The sequence below is a fragment of the Candidatus Brocadiaceae bacterium genome (assembly GCA_012728835.1).
Lineage (GTDB): Bacteria > Planctomycetota > Brocadiia > SM23-32 > SM23-32 > JAAYEJ01.
Window position 1 is genome coordinate 119,694 of the sequence record JAAYEJ010000062.1, and the last position, 22,189, is coordinate 141,882.

Consider the following 22,189-nt stretch of genomic DNA (forward strand, 5'->3'; position numbering starts at 1 on the left):
GCGGTGACGACGCGCTGACGACATGTTACACTACCGGGGCGTGAAAGGCGACTCCCGATGATCATCCCCCCGCTGCATGAATGGACGAGCGACCCCGCCGAGGCGCGGCGCATCCAGGCGGCTCTGGTCGCGCGCGTCGAGCAGGCGCCCCTTCCGCAGGCCCCCAGGTTGGTCGGCGGGGCCGACGTCGCGTTTGACCGCCGTCGGCGTCGTGTGCTTGCGGCCGTCCTGGTCTTCCACGCGGCGGACATGGCGCTGGTCGAGGAGGTCACCGCCGAGGGGCCGGCCTCGTTTCCCTACGTGCCGGGACTGCTGACCTTCCGCGAGGGCCCCGTGATGCTGGAGGCGTTCGCACGCCTGCGGCGCGTCCCGGACGTGGTTCTGTTCGACGGCCAGGGGATTGCGCATCCCCGCCGGCTCGGACTGGCCGCGCACATGGGGCTGTGGCTGGGTCTGCCCACCGTCGGGTGCGCCAAAAGCCGCCTGCTCGGGGAGCATGAGATGCCCGGCCCGTGCCGCGGGGATGCCACAGCGCTCCTGGACGGGGACGAGCAGATCGGCGAGGTGCTGCGCACCCGCGACGGCGTCAAGCCCCTGTTCATCAGCCCCGGACACCGGGCGGACTTCCCCTCGGCGCGTCGGATCGTGCTGGACTGCGGTCGAGGCTGTCGCCTGCCCGAGCCCACCCGTTGCGCCCACGCGGCCGTCACACGGTACAAGCGGGAGGTCCTGCAGGCTTAGCGGCTGACCGGGCGACGCAGATCCTGCTCGGTGAGCGGCCGGCCGCGGTCGGCGCCGCACTCGGGGCAGGGCTCGTTCGTGAAGGGGAACGCGCGCGTGTACACGTGCCCGTTCGGACACACGACGGCGTAGTAGACCGTCTTCCGGCCGCACCGGGCGCACACGACCGGCCAGTCATAGGCGCTCCATTCGACCTTCTGAACGGCCTCGCAGTTCGTGCAGCGGCCCAGGACGTAGAGCGGCTCCTCACGGAACCGCCACGCCCACACGCCGACGGCGGCCATGACCAGGACCGCCGCCACGGCGATGCCGCGCAGAACGGCGGGCGACCCCGTCGCCTTCCGCAGCACCCGCCCGGCGGCCGTCTCCTTCGGCGGGGGCTGGCTCATGGCCAGCGCCCTCTGCAGCGACCCGCGTCCGTCGGCCGTCTGCGCACGCAGGACCTCCAGCATCCGGACCTCGGTGAGGACGCGTCGCTGCACCAGCAACTGGCCGATGGGCGGCACCTCATGGCGGCGGGCCGCCATCCTCCGCTGCAGCTCGGCGACGGCACGGACCTTCTCGGGATCGACCTCGTCGAGCCCCTTCAGCCGGGCCAGGAAGTCCTCATCGTCTTCGTCCGGCCGGCTGCGGCAGAGGAAGCGCAGCAGTCCCTCGGCCCGCATGGGGTCGATCTGCCCCATCGAGATCATCACCTCGTGGATCGGCCGCGCCACGCCGGTCTTCTGCTGCTCGCTGTTCTGCCGATGCATGGCGGTGTTGTACTGGTTAGGCGTCACGTAGCCGCACCATTTGGCCCACTCGGCGAACGCCACGTCGGCCGCCGTCGTGCCGTGGCGCCGGTCGGCACACGCGTATTCGAAGGCCCCGCCGGGCACCGGCAGCTCGCGAAGGTCGGTACTGCGGCACCGGGGGCACTGACGTACCGCGTCGGGGCCGCGTGCCCGCATGGCCGCCCCGCAGCCACCGCACCGCAGCACCACGTCGCCCGGCCGCCCCGAATCGCTGGCTTCGTCTGTCATGGCTTCTGACCCTCCGGTCCGTCCGTATGCCCCGCCGGCCCGTTGAAGAACTCCTCTTGCGCGGCGCAGAAGTCCGCCGGGCGGGCGGCTACGGCCCGACGCCCAGCGCCCGATCCACAACGGCGTGGAGTTCGCACATCGGCGCCCACTCCAGTCGCAGGTTCCGCTGGTCGGCCACCTCGCGCAGCATGGCGCAGAGGTTGTGCAGGCGCTCGACGTGCGGGTCGTCCGGTTCGCCCCATCCCACGAGGTTCGAGGTGACGAAGTTGACGAGCCGCAGGGGCACGCCTTCCTCCTCCATCGCCGCGATCTGGCGCTCGACGAGCGTGCGGGCATAGCCGTGCACGTCCGGCTCTTCGATGCGCAGGTGCGGGGGCGTGTAGGTCCCGTGGGTGATGTACGAGGCGGCCTGGAAGTCGCTGGTCACGGGCAGTTCCAGGAACTCCATCGTGCCGGGCATGGTCCGGTCGAGCGGATCGGTGTGGCGCACAAACGGATAGCTGCCCGTCCACATGCTGCACTGGTCGCCGTCCAGCCGGCCCGGCAGAGAGCAGCTCCCCTGGGTGAACCCTTCCATGCAGAATACGTGGAAGGTGTAGTCGTTGGCGCTGAAGAAGCCGGGGCGGACGGTCGTCGCGGCCTCCCCCAGCCTCTGTTCCCACTCCCGACGGGCCAGGCTGATGATCTCCCGCTGGCGGTCGAAGCTGTAGGAGCCCAGGTAGCTCTGGTAGCCGGACAACTGGGGGTGACACAGCATGGCGGCCTCACAGCCACCGGAACGCAGGTCGGCGATGACCGATTCGAACCGGGCCAGGGCCTCCGGCGCGATGAAGAACGTGCCGCCCATCGATTCCGTCGCGAGGGCCTCGGCGAAGGCGGCGACCGAGCGTTCCGCCCGGTCCCAGCGGTCCGCCCCCCGCACCTCGCCCCGCCCGCCCGCGGGCAGGCAGTCCATCGTAAACCCGGCGTACACGACCTCCTGCTCCCGTCCGCCCAAGTCCAGACCTCCCAGAAGACGCCGCGTGAACGCTCCGAGTCTACCGGAGCGCACGCCTCCGCGCAAACACCGCAGCGGCCGGCGGCCGGTCAGGTCAGCAAGGCCACCTTGTTCGCGCGCGGGTTGACGAGCATCGGCTCGTCCGACTCCGCCAGCCAGCGGTTCACCACGGTTTGTGCGTCCGCCGCCCAGTCCAGGTGGGCGGCCCGCACCTCCCGTTCGGGCATGTCGGTGACCAGCGTGATGCGGGCCAGCGACCGGATGAGCCGGGCGAACTTGTAGGCCTTGTGGGAGTACAACACGTAGCGTGCCTCCAGGCCGGCGATAACCTCGTCCAGGGGGGCCGTGAGGCGCTCGTAGAACTCCGTGCGGGCCTTCGCGGTGGGGGCCGCGCCCTTCTCGCAACGGGCGAGCAGCAGCACCTCGCCGCCGGCCCGCACGGCCGTCCGCGAGAGTTCCAGACCGCGTTGCGCGTTGTACAGGGACTCGTCCTCCGGGTGGCCGCCCGGGCAGACGATCAGGAAGCGGCACGGTTCCACGCGCACGCTGGTGCGCCGGTCAACCTGCCGGATCGCCTCGCGCGTGACCGCCTCGGCCTCGCCGGCCCCCGACCAGAGCACGCCCTCGGGCACGGTCACCCCGGCCAGCACGAACACCGCCCTGTCCCGCACGACCATCCGCATGGCGTCCAGCATGTCCTCCGCCACCGGATTCGTGCGCCGGGCGGGGTCCGGGTGCCAGGGGTGGCGCCCGAACGCGGCGTCCGGCGCCAGGGCGAAGCTGTGGTTGTTCTCCACGGCGGCGAAGGAACTGATCGCCGGCAGGAAGCTCTTCAAGGGGTTGGAGTAGCCGGCGAAGTAGTGGTTCTTGACATCCGCCGTCACGACGAACAGGTCGGCATCGAGGGCCTCGCGGTTGACCTCTACGGGCGTGCCCCGGGGCGTGACGCCCAGCGACACGTGCAGGGCGGCGTCGTGGCAGTCATGGATGGTGATCGCGTGCGGGATGCCCATCTGCGAGGCCAGCGAGCGGAAGGAGGCGACGATCCGGCGGTTGCCGCCGCTGAAGCGTTCGTGTGTCCCGGTGCCGACGATGCAGCGCACGAACGCCGCCCCGGCCAGGTGCTCCAGCACCGCGTGCATGAGCGCGTCGTGGGGTTCGGACCGCGTCGCGTCGGCCACGATGCAGGTCACCCGCCGCCCGGCCGCCAGTTCGCGCAGCGGGGGGCCGGCCAGAGGCGCCCGCGTGCTCTCGCGCAGCGCCTCGAGCGGCGCACGGGGGGTGCCGGCGTCGGCCGCATCCACCAGCCGGAGACGTTCGCGCGGGATCTTCAGGTCGATCGGTCGCGTCCCGTACATGAGTGTCGGCATCGTCGTCCTCATCGAAGCCAGGAAGAGCTCGACTCGCTGCCGGCATTATAGCCCGGCGGCCGCACGGTGCCATCCCGTCCGGCCCTTCGCTCCGCTACGTCCTTGATATCCCACGCCGCGATGGGTACGATTGCGGTAGCCGTCGTCGGACGGCAGCCCCGTATCATTTCATCACACCCGGCAGGACCTACGGATGAGCCAGGACAAGTTGCGAGTCGGCGTGATTGGTGCCGGCGGCATCGCGCGCAGTGTGCATCTGCCGTCGCTGAACGACCTTCCCGACGTGGAGATCGCCGCCATCTGCGACCTGGTCGAGAAGCGGGCGGCCGAGCAGGCGGAGCGCTACTCGATTCCGCGCATTTACACCGTCTACCACGAGATGCTGGCGCGTGAGGAGCTCGACGCGGCCTACGTGCTGGTCGAGCCGGCGAACCTGTTCCACGTGGCCGTCAACTGCCTCGAGGCCGGCCTGCCGGTCTTCATGGAGAAACCCCCCGGGGTCACCTCGTTCCAGGCCGAAGGGCTGCTTCGCGCCTCCGAGAGGACGGGCAAGATCCTGCAGGTCGGGTTCAACCGCCGGCACATCCCCCTGGTTCGGCAGGTTGTGGACACGATGCGCAGCCTCACGACGATCACCCAGGTGGAGGGCCGTTTCATGAAGTGCGGGACGGCGGCCTTCGACAAGGGCGGCCTCAGCGCCTTCGACTCCGATTCCATCCACGCCATCGACCTGGTCCGCTGGATGGCCGACGGAACCGCGGTCAAGGCCGCAACCGTGCGCAACCAGGTCGAGGACATCGTGCCGAACATGTGGAACTCGGTCGCGCGGTTCGACAACGGCGTGACGGGCATCGTCAAGGCGAACTACCAGACCGGCGGGCGCACGCACACCTTCGAGATCCACGGCCCGGGCGCCAGCGCGTTCATCAACCTGGGCATGGGCGGCGCCCAGTGCGAAGCGCAGATCATGACGACCGAGGGCAAGGGCGGCTACTCGCTGGCAGCCACCGGCACCGGCGGGCACGGCCTGCAGACGCTCGACGGCAAGGAACTGGCCGGCAGCGACCAGTTCCACCGCTACTACGGCTTCTACCACGAGGACATGCACTTCCTCGAGTGCGTGCGCCGGGGCGCGCAGCCGGAGACGAGCATCGCCGACGCCGTCAAGACGTTCCGGTTCGTCGACCTGCTCAACGCCAGCCTGATATAGACGCCGATCAGTGGACGAAGACGGCGGCCGCGACGACACTCGTCCAGAGGCCGCCCTTCTCCCCTTCGGCCGTCTGCGTGCAGGCGCGCGTGCGCACGATCTTGCCGGACATGTGGTAGATCTCCTTGCGCTCGTCGTAGGCCGTCTCCGGGTTGAACTCGATGCCCAGGGTCGTCGCCAGCATCGTTGCGGCCATGTCCTCGACGAAGTCGCTCAGGACCTTCTGCTTCATGCCGAATCCATGGTGTTCGGAGATGTAGCCGTACTGGTCGCCCTTGGCCGGCTGGGCCAGGCCGATGCCGGCGCCCACGAGCCTTGACGGCTCGTTGGTGGACGCCTCGGCCAGAACCACGTGCACGATCTGCCCGGGCCGCAACTGGCTGATGCCCCGCTGCTTGCCGACGATCTTGCACTGCGGCGGCAGGATGCTGGAGACACGCACCAGGTTGTACCTCTCGATGTCCGCGTCGCGCAGCGCCAGCTCGAAGCTCTGCAGGCGGTTGCGATGCGCGCCGACACCCTTGGTGAAGAAGACCTCCCGGGGGACGAGAGCTTCGGTAGACATACGGCATTCCTCCGACGTGTTGATGGCCAGACGGCAGGAAGCAGCCATACACGATAACGCCGCCGGCCCCCGCGCGCAAGCGATTCGGGCGCTTGCCGTCCCGGCGTTTGACACGGCACGCCGCTTGCCGTCAGATGGTGCTCGGGAGACGTATCGCCGTCGGGACCACGGACCAGAAAGGCCGCACGGAGATGAGAGAACTGCATGACGGTCGCCAGGACGGCCTCGTGCCCCTGGAGTCACTGGATGTCCGCTCGGCGAACTCCTTCGCCGAGATGCTGCAGGCGATGTCGAAGACCGCGTTCGGGGGCCGCGCGCTCGGCGAGGCGCTGGGCGTTCTGCATGCCATGGACGAGGACCCCGACTGCGCCATCGTCGTGACCATCTCCGGCGCCATGACCATCGCCAAGATGGGCCGCGTGCTCTGCGACATGATCGAGGCGGACCTGGCCCAGATCGTGATTTCCACCGGCGCCATCATGGCCCACGGACTCTCCGAGGCGATCGGCGGGCTGCACTACAAGCATGAACCGCACATCTCCGACAGGCAGCTCTACGAATGGGGCTATAACCGCGTATACGACACCATCGAGACCGAGGAGAACCTCTGCGAGAACGAGGCCGTGATGCGCCAGGTGCTCGACGGCCTGGATTGGTCCCGGCCGACCTGCTCGCACCGGATCACCCGCGCCATCGGGCAGTATCTGCTGGACCACGACCAGATGCCCAGCATCCTCGGCTGGGCCTGCAGGAAGGACGTGCCCGTCTACGTGCCGGCCTTCACGGATTCCGAACTGGGGCTGGACCTGGCCACCTATGCCCTGGGCCGACACCGGGCCGAGCACGGGCCCGACGCCGACCTGTTCGCGGCCGCGCCGCCGCCCTTCAACCCGTTTCTGGACCTGTTCGACTACGCCCGCCGGATCGCCGGAGTCCGCACCCTGGGCATCGTCACCATCGGGGGCGGCGTCCCGCGCAACTGGGCGCAGCAGATCGGCCCCTACTTCGACCTGATGCAGATGCGCGTCGGTTCGGAACTGCCCGTGCCGCGCTTCAAGTACGGGGTGCGCATCTGCCCCGAGCCCGTCCACTGGGGCGGCCTGAGCGGGTGCACCTACACCGAGGGCGTCTCCTGGGGCAAGTTCGTCAGCCCCGCCGACGGGGGCCGTTTCGCCGAGGTCTACTGCGACGCGACGATCGCCTGGCCCCTGCTCGTACGCGCCGCCCTGGAGAGCCGGGACGACTGCCCGCGGGAGGCCTGAGGATGGCATCCGTCGTGCTCGATCAGTTCCTGGGCCTGCCGAGTCCCGGCCTGGAGTCGGCCGACGCCCTCGTGCTGCCCGTGCCGTTCGAGCGCACCACATCCTACGGCCGCGGGACGTGGCGCGCCCCCGGCGCCATCCTCCGCGCCAGCCACCAGGTGGAGACCTTCGACGAGGAGACCCTGGTCGACTTCGAGGACTGCCCGCGCCTGCATACCCTGCCGCCGTGCGAGGCCGACGGCGACGCGCCCGACTGCCTGGCAGCCGTGCGCCGGGCCGCTGCGGCCCTGCGCGGCCGCTTTGTTCTGGGCCTGGGCGGCGAGCACACGGTCACTTACGGGCTGGTCGACGGGCTCGTGCCGGCGGTCGAGGATCTGACCATCGTCCAGATCGACGCGCACGCGGATCTCATCGACCGCCTGGACGACGAGGAATGGTCGCACGGCACGGTGATGCGGCGCCTCTGGGACCGCGGCGCCCACATCGTGCAGATCGGCATCCGGAGCCTCTCGCGCCAGGAGCACGACTTCCTGTGCTCCGCCGAGCGCGTGCGCACGTACTTCGCACACGACCTGCCCGATGCCTGGCCGGACGTGCTGGCCCGTCTGCAGGGGCTGCGAGGCGACGTCTACCTCACGGTGGACGTCGACGGGCTCGATCCGTCGGTGATTCCGAGTACGGGCACGCCCCAGCCGGACGGCCTGAGCTGGCGGCAGACCATGGACGTGATCCGGGCGGTGACCGGCGCCCCCGACGCGCACCTGCTCGGTGCCGACGTCGTGGAGTTCGTGCCGTCCCCCCACCCCCCCGGCTGTGACCTGACGGCGGCCAGGCTTGCGGCAAAGATCCTCGCCTTCCGGTTCGCCCACGGCCGGACGGCCGGCGCCTGACACCCCATGGAGAACGGGCCCGCTGGGCGGCCGTGCCGCCCTGCGGGCCCGCTGCGCGTTCCTTTCCGGGGCCGGTCAGGCCCCCAGGTCCGCCAGGACGGCCTTCAGGTAGGCCAGGTCCTGCACGGCGAACCACTCGCGGTCGCCCGGCCGCGGGGCCTCAACGCAGATGGGACCGTCGTAGCCGACCTCCATGAGCAGTCGCACGAACTCGCGGTTGCTGATCATGCCCTCGGCAAGCGCCGTCGGGAGCAGGCCGCCGGCTCCCCGCAGGGGCGCGGCGTTCTTCAGGTGCACGTAGTGGAGCTTGTCGGCCAGCATCTTGACGGCGTCCGGCAACGAGGGCCGCTTCTCGAAGCCGATCAGGTTGCCGTAGTCCAGATTCACGCCGATGCTGGGGCGGTCGATCTCGTCGACGAGCTTGCGGGCCGCCTCGGCCGTGTCATGCACGTAGACCATGTGGGTCTCGAACCCGAAGCGGATGTCCACGCCCTTCAGGCCGTCGGCCATGTCCTGGCAGCCCTTCACCTGCCACGCCCACTGCTCGTCGGTCACGATGAACGAGCCGTGCTTCGTGTATTCGAAGTAGGGCACGCTCTTGTCCGGGTTGTGCAGCGCGCCCGTGAGCAGGTTGACGGTTGTGACGCCGAACCGCTCGTTGACGTGCCGGTAGAACTTGATCGCCTCTTCGACCTCGCGTTCGCGCTCCCCGGCGTCGGTCTTGATCAGCAGGGGGCCGGGATAGCCGAACAGCACCTGCTTGAGCCCGCTGGCCTTGACGCCCTTTTCGAGCTGGTTCAGGTAGTCCTCGGTCGTCTCCTCGACGCCGCTGCGCTTGCGGCGGAACTCGACGCCGTCGTAGCCCCAGGCGGCCGCCTTGGCGCAGATATCCTCGACCGTCTGGCCCTGCTCACAGTAGTTGACGTGCATGATGATCGGATACGTCATCTGTCTCCGCTCCTGCATTGTCCGAAGGTCTGATCCCGACCGTCCACCCGGCGGGTGGCGGCCCCGCCCGTCTGCCGGTTCGGGGTCCATTATGACGCCTCGGGCGGCCGGTTCAAGGGACTTGGCGGAATCGTCCGCCCGTGCAAGCAGTTGACAGACCCCGCCCGGCCGCAGTACGATATCGCTCTGATTCCTGAATCATTCGCCCGCGAAGGGCGATTGAACGCCGGGGACCGTGCCCCGGCGGCATTCCCGCACGTGCAGCGCCGGGGGCGACGATGCGTCCGCACCCGGCGGGTCCACAGTCCCGGTCCGCAGAGCCCGCGGCCGGCGCAGACACACCAATGGTGAGGAGAGGGCGCAATGCTCGACACTGCCCTTCAGATCGTCCCGTGGTTGGGGGTGGTTGGCTTCGTGATCGCCGTGGTCACCTACTTCCGGGTCCTGCGGCATTCGCCCGGCAATGAGAAGATGGTGGACATCTCCGAGAAGGTGTACACCGGCGCGATGGTCTTCCTGAAGCGCGAGTACAGCCTCATCGCCGTCTTCATGGCGATTGTGTTCGCCGCCCTCTGCTTCGCCCCGGGCCTGGGCTGGAAGACAGGCGTGGCATACCTCTCCGGTGCGCTGGCCTCGATGCTGGCCGGCTGGCTCGGCATGAAGGCGGCCACCCGTGCCGGCGCGCGCGCCTGCCAGGCCGCCATCGACGGCGGCACGCCGAAGGCCTTGTCGGTCGCCTTTCAGGGCGGATCGGTCATGGGCATCGCGGTAGCCTCCCTCGGCGTCATCGGCCTGGGGTTCTTCTTCGTCGCCCTGAAGAGCGGCGATCTCCAGGCGGCCCCCCTGATCATCAACGGCTTCGCCATGGGCGCCTCGAGCATCGCACTGTTCGCCCGCGTGGGCGGAGGCATCTACACCAAGAGCGCCGACGTCGGCGCGGACCTGGTGGGCAAGGTCGAGGCCGGTATCCCTGAGGACGACCCGCGCAATCCGGGCGTCATCGCGGACAACGTCGGCGACTGCGTCGGCGACACGGCAGGCATGGGCGCGGACCTGTTCGAGTCCTACGTTGGGTCGGTCGTCGCCGCCATGGCGATTGCCGCCGCCGGCATCCCGGGCGTCACGAACCTGGTGAAGGTCGCCGACGGATCCTCGGCGATGATGCGCCTGATGGCCTTCCCCGTGATCGTGATCGGCATCGGCCTGGTCGCCTCGCTGCTGGCCGTGGCCTCGATGGGCGTTCTGAAGCGCAGCGAACCGGCCGCCGCCCTGCGGAACTCCACCTACATCGCCGGCATCCTGTTCCTCATCGGCTCGGCGGCCGCCACGCACTGGATCCTCGGCGGGCTCGGCGTGTTCTGGGCCATCGTCGCCGGCCTGATCGCGGGCGTGCTGATCGGCCTGGAGAGCGAGTACTTCACCAGCGGCAGCCCGATTCGCCGCATCGCGAAGTCCAGCGAACAGGGCGCCGCGACAACCATCATCACGGGCCTGGCGGTCGGCTTCAAGAGCACCGCCGCTCCCCTGCTGACCATCGCCCTGGCCATTGCCCTGGCGTATCGGTTCGCCGACCTCTACGGCATCGCCCTGGCCGCCGTCAGCATGCTGGGCACCATCGGCATCACGATGGCGACCGACTCCTACGGCCCGATCGCGGACAACGCCGGCGGCGTCGCCGAGATGAGCGGAGCCGGCCCGGAGATCCGCAAGATCACCGACAAGCTCGACTCGCTGGGCAACACCACGGCGGCCGTCGGCAAGGGCTTCGCCATCGGCTCGGCCGCTCTGACGGCGCTGGCGCTCTTCAGCGCCTATCGCAGCACCATTGCCGGGGGCGACTCCGGATTTGCGCTGAACCTTACCGAGGCCCCTGTCGTCGTCGGCCTGCTGCTCGGCGCCATGATCCCGTTCCTGATCGCCGCGTTCACCATGGAGGCCGTCGGACGGGCCGCCGGGAGCATGGTGGAGGAGATCCGACGGCAGTTCCGCGAGATCACCGGTCTGATGGAAGGCAAGGCGGAGCCGGAAGTCGGCAAGTGCATCGACATCGTAACCCGGGGCGCCCTCAAGGAGATGGTGCTGCCGGGCGTGCTGGCCTTTGCCGCCCCGCTGGCCGTCGGCTTTCTGATCGGTCCGAAGGCGCTGGGCGGCTTCCTGGCCGGTGCCACGGCGGCCGGCGTCCTGCTGGCCATCTTCATGGCCAACGCCGGCGGCGCCTGGGACAACGCCAAGAAGTGGATCGAGGAGGGGAACCTGGGCGGCAAGGGCTCCGATGCCCACAAGGCCGCCGTGGTCGGCGACACCATCGGCGACCCCTTCAAGGACACCTCCGGCCCGTCCATGAACATCCTGATCAAGCTCATGGCCGTCGTCTCGCTCGTGTTCGCCCCGATCATCGGTGCATACTCGATCGGCCTGCTCGGCTGAGACGGTTTCGCAATTGCGCACGACCCGCCCCGCAGGGCGCCACCCGGCGGGGCGGTCTCGTGTACGCGCCGGACGCTGCATCGCCCCGGACGGCGCGGTAGAATGCCTTCCGGAACGCCCGTGATCCGCCGAGGGAGGGAACGCCATGCGTGGATGCCGGCGGCTGCGCGTCTTGCTGATCTCCGTTGTGGCGCTCGCAGGGTGCGCACACGCCCCGGACGCCTGGCTGAACCCCGGCACGGAAGGCGGCGCCCGCCTGCGCGCCCCCTCGCGTGCGCCGGGCTTCACGGTTGCCATCATCGGCGACCAGACCAACGGCGACGAGTCCAGCCTCACGGTGCTGGCCCGGGCCGTCGAGGAGATCAACCTGCTCGACCCCGACCTGGTGCTGCACATCGGCGACATCGTGCCCGGCTACAAGCGGGACATGGCGGACTGGCAGGCGGACGTCGACCAGGCCCGTGCCATACTCGCCGCTCTGCGGGCGCCGTTCTTCCCCGTGCCCGGCAACCACGACGTCATTACCGGCGCCGGCGACACGGCGGACCGGCGCGGCGAAAACATGCATGCGCGTGCGTTCGGGCCGCTCTTCTACTCCTTTGACCATCGCGACACGCACTTCGTCTGCCTCTACAGCGATGAGGAACGGCAGTCGCGCGCGCGACTCAGCCGCGCCCAGATGGACTGGCTCCGGGACGACCTGGCGGCCGCCACGGCCTCGCAGGTCTTCGTCTTCATGCACAAGCCCCTCTGGGATTACGAGGACTCCGGCTGGGAGGAGGTGCACGAACTGCTCACGTGCCATCCCGTCCGGGCCGTCTTCGCCGGTCACTACCATCACTACTACAAGGCGCACACGCGCGACGGCATCCAGCACTACGTCCTCGGCGCGACCGGCGGGAAGCGCTACTCGCCCGAGGCCGCCGGCGGACTCGAGCACTACTCCCTGCTCCGCATCCTGCCGGGCGGCTACCGTTTGACGCTCGTCAGGCCGGGCGCCGTTCTGGGGGACGACTTCGTGATGCTTGACGACTTCCGGGCCACGGAGACCCTCCGCTTCCAGTCCGAACGCGAGACCGGCATCGCTGAGGCCCTCGCGAGCCCCGACGGAGGGCCTGTGGACGACCGGTTGCGCGTGCGCGTGCACAACCCGCTGGACCGGCCGCTCTCCGTGTCGCTCCGCGGCCTGTCGCGCGGAGCCGGATGGGACTTCGGCGCCCCGCCGCCTTCGACCACGCTCGAAGCCGGCGCGACCGTGGAGATGTCCCTGCCGGTGCACGCCGAGGCGGTCCGTCCATGGGCACTGGTGCCTCCGGATGTCGAGGTGTGCTACGAGTATGTCGACCGTCAGGGGCGGCGGGTGCCGATCGCGCTCCGACGCCGTGTGCCGCTGCATCGGCGCGCAATGGCCGCTCCGGCGCGGTCGGCTGTCGTCGTGGACGGACTGGCCGAGGAGCCGGCCTGGGCCGACGCCGCCGTACTGACCACGGCCGTGTGGCGCGCGAGCGCCTACGAGACGGGCCAGCCGGAGCCGACCGTGCGCATCCTGTCGGCGCCGGACGGCCTCTACCTCCACGTCGAGGCCGAAGACGCGTGCGTGTCGGACTTCCGAGGGGAGCAAGTTCTCTGTGACGCCCTCTTTGTAGCCGCTGCGCCTGGCCCGGCCGATGCGGTCCCCTCCGCCGTCGTGCTGTACCCCTTCGGCGACCGCCCGGAGGCCCTGCTCGCCCCATGGCATGAGAGGCGGCCACAAGGCGTCCCGGCCGACGGCGTCCGCCTGGCTGCTCTGCGGGCGCGTGGCGCCCGGGCGTGGTCGTGCGAGGCATTTGTCCCCTGGCGGACGCTTCTGGGGCGGGAGGCTCCGCCCGGCACGGTCCGCTTCAACGTCGGCGTGTGGGACAACGACGGCGACCTCTTCACGGAACTGCACACCTGGGCCCCGACGGCCGAGCCGGCCCTCTGGGGCCTGCTGGAGGTCGCATCCGCGGCACGGGTGCCGTAGCGCTGGCAGGTGCCGTGCGCCTCTGGTATCATCCCTGCCGTGAACCGTCGTGCCTCTAAAACGCACCAGGAGATGGACGCATGAAGCTGATGATGATCGGGGCTCACCCGGACGACGCCGATCTGCGGGCCGGCGGGATCGCCGCCCGCTACGTCGAGCGCGGGGGCGAGGCGATGCTGGTATCGGTCACGAACGGCAACGCCGGCCATCAGGAGATGGCGCCGGACGCGCTGGCCGTGCGGCGCAAGGAAGAGGCCCGGCGGGCGGGGGAGGTCATCGGGGTGGATTACGTCGTGCTGGACCATCCGGATGCACGCCTGACGCCCTCGGTGGAGGTCCGCGAGGAACTCATCGGCATGATCCGCGCCTACCGGCCCGACGTGGTGCTGGCTCCCCGGCCGTTCGACTACCACCCCGACCATCGCGCCGTCGGGCAACTGGTCATCGACGCGTCCTATCTGCTGACCGTGCCGCTCGTCCGTCCGGACGTGCCCATCCTGGAACGTGTGCCCGTCATCGCCCACACGTATGACGGCTACACGAAACCCTTGCCGTTCCGTGCGGACGTCGTTGTCGACGTGGACGAGTACTTCGAAGCCCAGTGCCGCATGACCGCCTGCCACGAGAGCCAGTTCTTCGAATGGCTGCCGTACAACGGCGGCATTCTGGACCAGGTCCCCGCAACCGAACCCGAGCGCTGGGAGTGGCACGTCGAGCGCATGAAGCGGCGCCTCGGCTTCCTGGCAGACAAGTATCGCGAGGCGTTCGTGCAGCGCTACGGCGAGGAACACGGTCGCCGGGTCTTCTGCGGCGAGGTGTTCGAGCTGTGCGAGTACGGCGGGCGGCCCGACGCCGAGACGATCGAGCGGCTCTTCCCGCGCTGACACACGGCCGCGGTCAGGTATGCGAAGGTCGGTTGTTCGGCGCCACGTGGGGCACCAGGAACTCGTAGCCGTCGCGGCCCATGGCGTCGCGGAGCCGTTCGAGCATCGCCTCGTCACGATAGCTGCCCACGATGGCGCCGCCGGACCCGCAGAACTTCGCGCTGGCGCCGGTCGCCCGCGCGGACTGGATCATCTTCATGTCCTCGGGCCGGATGGGGAAGATGCGCGCACGCAGGTCGAAGTTCCGGTTGATGACCGCCGCCAGGCCCTCATAGCCGCCGGCTTCCATCAAGGCGCGCGCCTCGTCGGCCAGGGCGGCGATCTCCGCCATCGTGGAGACCACCGTGGCGTCCCCGCTCTCGTAGAGGTCCCGCACGCGGATGTGGGCGGTCGAGCTCTCCTTGCCCAGGTCGCGCCGATAGGCCAGGTAGACGGGCGGCAGAAGCTCCGGTCGAATCCGCTCATAGCGGCCGTGGCCGTGGGCGTCCATGTAGTCGCGCGCGAAGTCCATGTAGACCACGCCCCCGTAGGCCTGTACAACACGGTCCTGCAGCCCGGCCGTGAGGCCCAGTTCGCCGGTCTCGGCGCGCAGCACCACGGCCGGAAGCACCGGCTCCGGGATCTCGACGGCGAAGAAGGCAGCCAGGGCGCGCATGACGGCGGTGATGATGGCGCTGGAGCCGCCCAGGCCCACCTGCCGCGGGATGTTCGTGCGGTAGCGGATGGTGAAGTTCCGGTCGGGCAGCGCCTCGCCGGCCTCCGCACAGTACTCCGCGAAGACCTTCGTGGCGGCCTTCAGGAGGCGGATGCCGCCGTAGTAGCCGCTCTGCCGCACGTCGTCCAGCAACTGCTGGAGGCTGCCGAAGACGGCCTGGTCCTGCGGGCTGGGACGCAGTTCGAGTTCCGGGCTCTCATACAGGACCACCTCGGACCAGTAGTCGCCGATGGTGAAGGCGATGGTCTTACCGTGGTAGCCGTCGGACGGGTTGCCAACGAATCCGACACGCGCGTAGGCCCTTGTTCGGACGATCATCGAGTCTCCTCGCCGTGCGGCCGGCGCTGCCTCCGGCCGATGCACCTGGTCTGCCCCGGCCCGGCATTATCGCGTTCGCACGCCCGGCAATCAAGCGGCCGGAAGCCCCTGCCCGGCGCGCGTTCTCCCGGTCCGGGTCAGCGCATGTGGTGCACGAGGATCTCCAACCCGATCAGGCACAGCACGATGCCCCCCGCCGCCTCGGCCCATCGCCCCAGACGCCGCCCGACCCGGTCGCCGATCTGGACCCCGAGGGCGCTGAGGCCCCCCGTAACCAACCCGATGACAAGCGCCGGAACCCAGATGCGCACCTGCAGCATGGCCAGGCTCATGCCGACGGCCAGCGCGTCGATGCTGGTGGCGACCGAAAGGCAGAGCAGCCGCGCGCCGCAGCTCGGCTCCCGCACCCTCTCGGCCTCGAAGTTCGTTGCCGCGTCCAGCAGCATCTTCCCGCCGATGAGCGCAAGCAGCCCGAACGCCACCCAGTGGTCGACGCAGGCCAGCCAGCTCTGCATGGCGCTGCCCGCCAGCCAGCCGACCACGGGCATGGCCGCCTGGAAGACGCCGAAGTGCGCGGCCACCCGCGTGGTGTGTCCCACGCTGACCTCCCGGAGGGCGACTCCCTCGGCCAGCGAGACGGCAAACGCGTCGGCGGCCAGGCCGACCGCGATGAGCAGGATGTGCGGCAGAGTCATATGGGGGCGTCTCCGGACTACGGGCCGGGCGGCCTACTCGCCGGCCGGGGCCATGGCCTCCGACAGCCGGCCGAGAAGGACCTCCAGCCGGTTCATGTGTTCGCCGTAGCGCTGCCAGTCGGCCTCCTGCAGCGCACGTTGTGCGGCGCCGTATTCGGCGTTCGCCGCCCGGACCGCCTCCGCCACGGCGGCGGACACGGCCGGTGCGTCCCGCCCGGGCGGGGATGCCGGCCCGTCGCGGGCGGGGAGATCGGGCGGCCCGCTGACCTCGAACAACTGCCGCAGGGCCTCCTGGAGGGTTTCGGCCATGGCCACCCGGGAGCCGGCGGCCACGATGACCCGCTTGATCTGGGGGATCGCCTCGGCGTCGGCCCGGATGTAGAGCGGTTCCACGTACAGGAGGCCGCCGGCGATTGGGATCACCAGCAGGTTGCCCCTCAGCACGCTGCTGCCGCTCTGATTCCAGAGCGTCACCTGCCCCGAGATCAGAGGGTCCTGGTCGATGTAGTTCTCAACCTGCAGGGGGCCGTCGACCAGCTTCCCCTTGGGGAACACGCACACCACCAGCTTGCCGTAGTGCTCTCCGTCGCAGCGGCCGCCCAGCCAGGCGATCATGTTGGCCCGCCCGCGCGGCGTCATCGGCAGCATGACCAGGAACTCGGGCCGTTCGCTGTCCGGAAGGCGCATCACGGCGTAGTAGCTCTCCACCATCTGCCGCTGGCCGTGGTACTTCTCCTGGGCGACCTCCCAGATGTCTTCCCTCGTGTAGAAGACCTGCGGGCTCCGCATGTGGTAGACGTTGTACTTCTCCGCCTGAATCTCGAAGAGGTCGACCGGGTAACGCACGTGGCGGCGAAGCCCCTCCGGCATCTCCTCCAGCGGCCGGTAGAGTCCCGGGAACATCCGGGCATAGGCGCGGACCAGCGGATCCGATCCGTCCGCGACGTAGAGGGTCACCGTCCCCTCATACGCGTCAACGACGGCCTTGACCGAGTTGCGGACGTAGTTGAGCCGCCCGCCGGCCGCCGGTTCGCTGTAGGGGTAGAGGCGCGTGTGCGTGTAGGCGTCCTGGATCCAGAAGATCCGCCCGGCGTGCACGACCGGATATGGGTCGCGGTCGAGGGTGAGGTACGGCACCAGACGGCGAACGCGTTCCACCACCTGACGTCGGTAGAGGATGCGGCTCTCGGAGGTCAGGTCGGTTGAGAGGAGGATCTTCGGGTCCCGCAACTCAACGGCGAAGGCCAGCCGCCGCCGGAACGTCCCCACAGGGACGCCGCCCGAGCCCTCGTACCGCGTCCAGGCGTTCTCGTCGCCCATGGGATAGTCGAACTCGTCTTCATTCGTCCGCACGAACACGTAGCCGTTCGTCGCTTCGCCGTAGTAGACCTCCGGGCGGTCCAGCGGGATCGACTCCGGGGTCACCGGCGGGATGTCCCGCACGGTCAGGACCGGGAAGCCGTCTTCCGTGAACGCGTTGGCCGGGCTCATGCACACGCCGTGGCCGTGGGTGTACTTCAGCCGCAGATTGACCCAGCTCTGCGCACTCGCCTGCAGGCGGTCGGGCGCGATCTCCCGCACCGACAGGAGCATCTGGGTCGTGCCGCCCTCCGTCTCGTAACGCCCGACGTCCACATCCAGGAACTCGTAGTACGACCGGATCGTCTGCAGGTGCCGGAAGGTCTCGCGCAGGGGCCGCCAGTCCCATACCCGCACGTTGTCGACCGTCGCCCGGTCGGCGGCCACGTCCTCGTAGCGGAGGTCGTCGACGACGGGGTACTCGATCTCCTCGATCGCGTCCAGAGCGTAGGCGCGCCGCGTGAAGTCGATCGCGTGCCGTATGTACGGCTCTTCGAGGCGCAGCTCGTTGGGCGTCACGCGCAGCGACTGGACCAGTGGCGGCAGCAGCCCTTCGGCCAGCACCACGCAGCCCAGCCACGCACCCAGGCCGATCAGGACGGACCGCAGGTCCCTGACCGAACGGGCGCGCAGCAGCAGCACCGCCGCGACGAGGGCGGCTGCGGCCATCAGCCAGTGCCCGGGCAGCCGCACGTGCACGTCCGTGTAGCCGGCGCCGAACGCCGCCCCGGCGGTGCTGTAGAGGAGGCCGTATCGATCCAGGAGATGCCCGGCTGCAACCAGGAGGAACGCGACGCCCAGCGTGCGGCTCAGATGGCTGAACACCCCCGCGGGCAGCCCGTCCCGCCCGCCCAGAAACGCACCCGATGCCGTGTGCCACGCCGCCGCTCCGGCCAGCGAGACCCACACGAGCGCAAGCAGCATGCGGCGGAGAAGGACGGCCAGCGGGTAAACGAGCACGAAGAAGCCGATGTCCTTCCCGAAGATGGGATCGGCCACGTCGAACGGCATCCGATACAGGAAGAGCAGCACGCGGTGCCACATCAACGAGAGCATGCTGCCGCCGACCACGCCTGCGAAGGCAGCGCCGGCCCAGCACAGGGGCCAGGCCATCTGCTGCAGCGGGGCAAAGGGAGACGCCCGGCGTCCCCACTGCGGACGCCCCCGGTCGCTGCTCCGTGCGATGCGCCGCGCGATCAGGAACCCGGAGGCCGCCGCCCCAAAGGATGCCGCAAACCCCACGCACCAGAGCACGACCCGGGCCAGCAGGATTCGGCCGTAGACCGATCCGCAGCCCAGGGAGTCGAACCACCAGTAGTCGACCAGCACTGCGGCCAGAATCCGGAGCGCCACCATGGCGATCAGGACTCCGCCGACAGCGGCAACCACCGCGATGACCGATCGATGCCTCCACCGGCGGCTGCCGGGCACTCCATGCCTCATTGTCCGTCACTCCACTTCCAGAACCTCCACGGCCAACCCTCCGAACACGCGCGAGATTGCGGCGGAGAGCATGAACAACTCGTCGGTCCCGTTCAGGGCGCTTCGCGCGAGGACCAGGTGCGTGGCGTCGTGCCCGCCCAGCGCGGCATCGATCGGGAACCACTCGCCCACGAAGACCTCCGTCCACATGTGGTAGCCGAAGCCGCCGCCTCCGGTGCCCGGGAGCTCGTCCACGTAGACCAGCCCGCCGACCACACGGCTCGGCATGCCGGCCGCCCTGGCCATCGCGGCCGCCAGCACGGCGTGTTCCGTGCAGTCGCCGGCCTTCTGTTCGGCCGCCTCCGCCGCCGTCGCGAACCCCAGACTCAGGTTCTTCCCGGTGATCGCCTCCCGCACGTACGCCTCGATCCGCCGGACGGCCGCCAGTGCATCCGTCTCCGCGCCGACCGCCTTGCGGGCCATGCGGAGCACGAGGCGGTCACGGGTCTCCATCCACACATTCGCCTGCAGGAGATCCGCATACTCGGCGCCGGCGTAAGGGAGTGCGTAACTGCGCTCCGGCGACCCCGTCGCCTGCCGCAGCGTCACCTCGCATCCGCCCTCGCGTGCCTCCACCTGCTGGAACGGCCCCGACTCCAGCCCCCACGTCGCCGCCTCGCCGGTCGGGGAGGTCAGACGCAGGCGCAGGCGCTTCACCCTGCGGGGGTTCGGTATGGGCCTGTCCGGCCGCACGAACGAGGCGGCCAGTATGTCCGCCGGGTCGTTCTCTCCCAGCGCCAGCACTCGGGTGGTCCTGCGCGACTCGAGCGTCATGTTGCCGGGCATGGCGACGGTGGCCAGCCATACCGTGCCCTCGCCGTCGAACCACGTCGAGGACGTCAGGCCGCCCATCAGGTCCATTCGGGTGTCGGCCCGATGCAGGTGCTTGCGGACCTCGAAGACCTGCACGTCCTCCTGCCCCCGGATGGTCACATGCACCGGCACGGGCAGCCCGGGCGCGTCGGGGACGAACGCCTCGGCCGTGTAGGTCGTCCCGGGCTCAAGGCCCATCCGCTCCTGCAGGCAACGCAGTCCCCACGGCCCCAGTCCGTCGTGCGCAGCGATTCGGGAAACGGTCGGGACACCGCCGGCGCGCCGGCTGACCAGCATCTCGTCGCCCTCGCGCCGGCCCTCCTGGACGAACGAGAGTGCGCCCTCGATCGACTGACGGAACTCGCGAACTTGCCCCGTCGCGTCCTCCAGGATCCCGGTCTCGATTGCGAACGTCATCGGCATGTCCAGCCGCTTGACGGTGAACGCGATCTCCACGGTCGTCCGGTACAGAGGGCCGTCCGGCCCCTCCTCTTCGGCCAACGTCTCGTGCTGGTGCCCCGCCTTCTGCCCCATCAGGTAGAGGGCATACCAGTTCTCCTCCAGCAGCCCGTCGGCCGAAACGCTCGGCGCCCATAGAACGGCCATCGCCGCCAGCATGATCGACGCCACCCGCCGTGCCGATGCCATCGCGATCCTCCGCAGAAGTCGGTCCTGTCCGGTTCGTTCGTCACACCGTCCGCGCCGGGCGATCCCGGAAGCTACCACCCGAGCGCGTACGCTGTCTCGCCGCGCGGTGAGACCGCTCCGCTGAGGATGCCGCCCTCGGAACGCACGCACACGGCGTTCTGCGAGGACCAGGCATTCTCGGAGCGGACGACGTGCCCACGGCCCGCGAGGTCCGCCCAAACGTCCTCCGGGACAAGTGCCTCGAGGCAGAGCGTGCCCGGCTCGGCCGCGCGGGGGTAGAAGGAGTTCGGGAAGTGCTTCGTGAAGAACGTCGGGGCCTCCGCCGCCTCCTGCAGCGACATGCCGAACTCGACGACATTCAGGAAGAACTGCAGCCCCCACTGGTCCTGGCAGTCCCCGCCGGGGCTTCCGAAGGCCATGTACGGCCGGCTGTCGCGCAGGGCCAGCGTGGGCGTCAGCGTGGTGCGCGGACGCTTCCCCGGCTCCAGGCAATTGGGGTGCCCCCGCACGAGCGAGAACATCTGCCCGCGCGTGCCCAGCGGGAAGCCGAGCCCCGGCACGATCGGCGACGACATGAGCCACCCGCCGCTCGGCGTGGCCGAGACCATGTTGCCGGCATGGTCAACCACGTCCAACTTCGTGGTATCGCCCCGGGGGTCCGACCATCGGCCGCCCGACGCCATGGCGCGCGCCACGTCGTGCGCGCGCTCGGCCCGCAGGGACGGGTAGCCCCCGGGGCGCAGTTCCAGCGACGCCGTGCGGGCATCCACCAGCGCCCGGCGTTCGGCCGCGTAGCCCTCGCTGAGCAGGCGGTCGAACGGCACCTCGACGAACTCGGGATCGCCGTAGTAGAACTCCCGGTCCGCATACGCCAGCTTCATGCACTCGGTCACGGTGTGGATGTAGTCGGCGGAGTTGTGCCCCATCGCGCGCAAGTCGAAGCCGGCCAGCAGGCTCAGCGATTGCAGCATCACCGGCCCCTGCGTCCACGGCCCGCACTTGTGCACCTCGATGCCCCTGTAGGAGTAGCGCACGGGTTCCTCGATGCGCGCGCGAAAGCCGGCCAGATCCTCGCGCGTCAGCAGGCAGGTGTGCGCGCGTCCCGACGCATCGCGGATCGGCGTTCCGGCCCCGAACTCCACGATCGCCGCCGCCATGTCCTCGTTGTAGAAGCGCGCATGGGCAGCCTGCAGGCCGGCCTCCCGGCCGGAGTGGCCGCGCTCGGCCTCGATCAGCTTGCGGAACGTGGCCGCCAGCTCCGGCTGCCGCCACACCGCGCCCGGCCGCGGCGGCTCCCCGTCGCGCAGGAAGACCCGCGCCGAGGACGGCCATTCCTCCCGGAAGCGCTTCGCGTGCTCGGCGATGGCCCGGTTCAACGCCTGGCCCACCGGGAAGCCGCCCGCCGCGAGTTCCAGCGCCGGCGCCATCACGTCGGCCAGGCGCATCGTGCCGAACCGCTCGAGGACGGCGATCCACGTGGCAGGTGCGGAGGGCACCACCGCCCCCAGGAAGCCGTCGCCCGGGATGACCTCGTCCACTCCAAGCTCCCGGAAGCGTTCGATCGTGGCGGCGGCCGGGGCCGTTCCGTGACCGCTCACGGCGCAGACGCGGCCCTCGGCGGCGCTGTGGATCAGCACCGGGGCCTCGCCGCCGAATCCGTTCTGATGCGGCTCAAGCACGGTCAACGCGAACGCCGTGGCGGCCGCAGCGTCCGCAGCATTGCCGCCCGAACGCAGGATGTGCAGGCCGGCTTCGGACGCCAGGTAGTGCCGTGAGGCCACGACTCCGTGCGTGCAGGCGATCGTGGGGCGTCCGCCCCGCATGTTCGTACCGGTCGTCAT

General features: G+C 69.8%; 17 protein-coding genes. 7 read left to right on the forward strand and 10 right to left on the reverse strand.

The annotated features are described in order from the left end of the window. The first annotated feature begins 57 nt into the window (after window positions 1-57). A complete protein-coding gene (locus GXY85_10075; GenBank protein ID NLW51170.1) occupies window positions 58-741 on the forward strand; it encodes an endonuclease V in 684 nt (227 codons plus the stop codon). Here the strand turns inward: GXY85_10075 and GXY85_10080 are convergent. The 3 genes from GXY85_10080 to GXY85_10090 form a co-directional block, all read right to left on the reverse strand. After that, the gene (locus GXY85_10080; GenBank protein NLW51171.1) at window positions 738-1,763 is read right to left on the reverse strand and encodes a hypothetical protein; all 1,026 of its coding nucleotides are present in this window, start codon (window positions 1,761-1,763) and stop codon (window positions 738-740) included. The genes GXY85_10075 and GXY85_10080 overlap by 4 nt on opposite strands. A gap of 88 nt (window positions 1,764-1,851) precedes the next feature. Then, a complete protein-coding gene (locus GXY85_10085) occupies window positions 1,852-2,760 on the reverse strand; it encodes a hypothetical protein (GenBank protein ID NLW51172.1) in 909 nt (302 codons plus the stop codon). 89 nt (window positions 2,761-2,849) lie between these two features. After that, window positions 2,850-4,130, reverse strand: coding sequence for a DUF2088 domain-containing protein (locus GXY85_10090; GenBank protein ID NLW51173.1), 1,281 nt, complete (start codon window positions 4,128-4,130; stop codon window positions 2,850-2,852). Between the two features lie 193 nt (window positions 4,131-4,323). Between GXY85_10090 and GXY85_10095 the strand changes: the two genes are divergently transcribed. Then, a complete protein-coding gene (locus GXY85_10095) occupies window positions 4,324-5,340 on the forward strand; it encodes a Gfo/Idh/MocA family oxidoreductase (protein ID NLW51174.1) in 1,017 nt (338 codons plus the stop codon). Window positions 5,341-5,347: 7 nt separating this feature from the next. Here GXY85_10095 and GXY85_10100 read toward each other — a convergent pair whose 3' ends face one another. Beyond that, the gene (locus GXY85_10100) at window positions 5,348-5,905 is read right to left on the reverse strand and encodes an arginine decarboxylase, pyruvoyl-dependent (GenBank protein NLW51175.1); all 558 of its coding nucleotides are present in this window, start codon (window positions 5,903-5,905) and stop codon (window positions 5,348-5,350) included. A gap of 191 nt (window positions 5,906-6,096) precedes the next feature. Here GXY85_10100 and GXY85_10105 point away from each other — a divergent pair, with 191 nt between their 5' ends. Both GXY85_10105 and speB read left to right on the forward strand, forming a co-directional pair. Continuing rightward, window positions 6,097-7,167 carry a deoxyhypusine synthase family protein gene (locus GXY85_10105; protein ID NLW51176.1) on the forward strand — a complete coding sequence of 357 codons (1,071 nt, stop codon included), beginning with the start codon at window positions 6,097-6,099 and terminating at the stop codon, window positions 7,165-7,167. 2 nt (window positions 7,168-7,169) lie between these two features. Continuing rightward, the gene (speB, locus tag GXY85_10110; protein ID NLW51177.1) at window positions 7,170-8,057 is read left to right on the forward strand and encodes an agmatinase; all 888 of its coding nucleotides are present in this window, start codon (window positions 7,170-7,172) and stop codon (window positions 8,055-8,057) included. Window positions 8,058-8,132: 75 nt separating this feature from the next. Here speB and GXY85_10115 read toward each other — a convergent pair whose 3' ends face one another. Beyond that, window positions 8,133-9,005 (reverse strand): sugar phosphate isomerase/epimerase, encoded by an 873-nt coding sequence (locus GXY85_10115; protein NLW51178.1) that lies wholly within the window; start codon window positions 9,003-9,005, stop codon window positions 8,133-8,135. Between the two features lie 363 nt (window positions 9,006-9,368). On the opposite strand from GXY85_10115, the gene GXY85_10120 reads away from it, so the two are divergent. The 3 genes from GXY85_10120 (at window position 9,369) to GXY85_10130 (ending at window position 14,318) form a co-directional block, all read left to right on the forward strand. Next, window positions 9,369-11,432, forward strand: a complete 2,064-nt coding sequence (locus tag GXY85_10120; protein ID NLW51179.1) for a sodium-translocating pyrophosphatase — start codon at window positions 9,369-9,371, stop codon at window positions 11,430-11,432. A gap of 145 nt (window positions 11,433-11,577) precedes the next feature. Then, on the forward strand, window positions 11,578-13,434 hold the full coding sequence (locus GXY85_10125; GenBank protein ID NLW51180.1) for a hypothetical protein: 1,857 nt from the start codon (window positions 11,578-11,580) through the stop codon (window positions 13,432-13,434). Between the two features lie 80 nt (window positions 13,435-13,514). Then, complete coding sequence (locus tag GXY85_10130; GenBank protein NLW51181.1) at window positions 13,515-14,318, forward strand: PIG-L family deacetylase; 804 nt, start codon at window positions 13,515-13,517, stop codon at window positions 14,316-14,318. Window positions 14,319-14,331: 13 nt separating this feature from the next. Here GXY85_10130 and GXY85_10135 read toward each other — a convergent pair whose 3' ends face one another. The 5 genes from GXY85_10135 to GXY85_10155 form a co-directional block, all read right to left on the reverse strand. Next, window positions 14,332-15,351, reverse strand: a complete 1,020-nt coding sequence (locus GXY85_10135) for a GHMP kinase (protein ID NLW51182.1) — start codon at window positions 15,349-15,351, stop codon at window positions 14,332-14,334. 137 nt (window positions 15,352-15,488) lie between these two features. Further along, complete coding sequence (locus GXY85_10140) at window positions 15,489-16,046, reverse strand: manganese efflux pump (GenBank protein ID NLW51183.1); 558 nt, start codon at window positions 16,044-16,046, stop codon at window positions 15,489-15,491. Window positions 16,047-16,079: 33 nt separating this feature from the next. Continuing rightward, complete coding sequence (locus tag GXY85_10145; GenBank protein ID NLW51184.1) at window positions 16,080-18,848, reverse strand: UPF0182 family protein; 2,769 nt, start codon at window positions 18,846-18,848, stop codon at window positions 16,080-16,082. 6 nt (window positions 18,849-18,854) lie between these two features. Beyond that, complete coding sequence (locus GXY85_10150; protein NLW51185.1) at window positions 18,855-20,348, reverse strand: transglutaminase domain-containing protein; 1,494 nt, start codon at window positions 20,346-20,348, stop codon at window positions 18,855-18,857. 71 nt (window positions 20,349-20,419) lie between these two features. Continuing rightward, entirely contained in the window at window positions 20,420-22,171 is a 1,752-nt protein-coding gene (locus GXY85_10155; GenBank protein NLW51186.1) for a gamma-glutamyltransferase family protein, read from the reverse strand. Window positions 22,172-22,189 lie beyond the last annotated feature (18 nt).

Excerpts from the sequence above, each read along its gene's own strand:
- GXY85_10075 (NLW51170.1), top strand. The coding sequence starts at position 58 with ATGATCATCCCCCCGCTGCATGAATGGACGAGCGACCCCGCCGAGGCG.
- GXY85_10080 (NLW51171.1), bottom strand. The coding sequence starts at position 1,763 with ATGACAGACGAAGCCAGCGATTCGGGGCGGCCGGGCGACGTGGTGCTG.
- GXY85_10090 (NLW51173.1), bottom strand. The coding sequence starts at position 4,130 with ATGCCGACACTCATGTACGGGACGCGACCGATCGACCTGAAGATCCCG.
- GXY85_10095 (NLW51174.1), top strand. The coding sequence starts at position 4,324 with ATGAGCCAGGACAAGTTGCGAGTCGGCGTGATTGGTGCCGGCGGCATC.
- GXY85_10100 (NLW51175.1), bottom strand. The coding sequence starts at position 5,905 with ATGTCTACCGAAGCTCTCGTCCCCCGGGAGGTCTTCTTCACCAAGGGT.
- GXY85_10105 (NLW51176.1), top strand. The coding sequence starts at position 6,097 with ATGAGAGAACTGCATGACGGTCGCCAGGACGGCCTCGTGCCCCTGGAG.
- speB (NLW51177.1), top strand. The coding sequence starts at position 7,170 with ATGGCATCCGTCGTGCTCGATCAGTTCCTGGGCCTGCCGAGTCCCGGC.
- GXY85_10115 (NLW51178.1), bottom strand. The coding sequence starts at position 9,005 with ATGACGTATCCGATCATCATGCACGTCAACTACTGTGAGCAGGGCCAG.
- GXY85_10120 (NLW51179.1), top strand. The coding sequence starts at position 9,369 with ATGCTCGACACTGCCCTTCAGATCGTCCCGTGGTTGGGGGTGGTTGGC.
- GXY85_10125 (NLW51180.1), top strand. The coding sequence starts at position 11,578 with ATGCGTGGATGCCGGCGGCTGCGCGTCTTGCTGATCTCCGTTGTGGCG.
- GXY85_10130 (NLW51181.1), top strand. The coding sequence starts at position 13,515 with ATGAAGCTGATGATGATCGGGGCTCACCCGGACGACGCCGATCTGCGG.
- GXY85_10135 (NLW51182.1), bottom strand. The coding sequence starts at position 15,351 with ATGATCGTCCGAACAAGGGCCTACGCGCGTGTCGGATTCGTTGGCAAC.
- GXY85_10140 (NLW51183.1), bottom strand. The coding sequence starts at position 16,046 with ATGACTCTGCCGCACATCCTGCTCATCGCGGTCGGCCTGGCCGCCGAC.
- GXY85_10145 (NLW51184.1), bottom strand. The coding sequence starts at position 18,848 with ATGAGGCATGGAGTGCCCGGCAGCCGCCGGTGGAGGCATCGATCGGTC.
- GXY85_10150 (NLW51185.1), bottom strand. The coding sequence starts at position 20,348 with ATGGCATCGGCACGGCGGGTGGCGTCGATCATGCTGGCGGCGATGGCC.
- GXY85_10155 (NLW51186.1), bottom strand. The coding sequence starts at position 22,171 with ATGCGGGGCGGACGCCCCACGATCGCCTGCACGCACGGAGTCGTGGCC.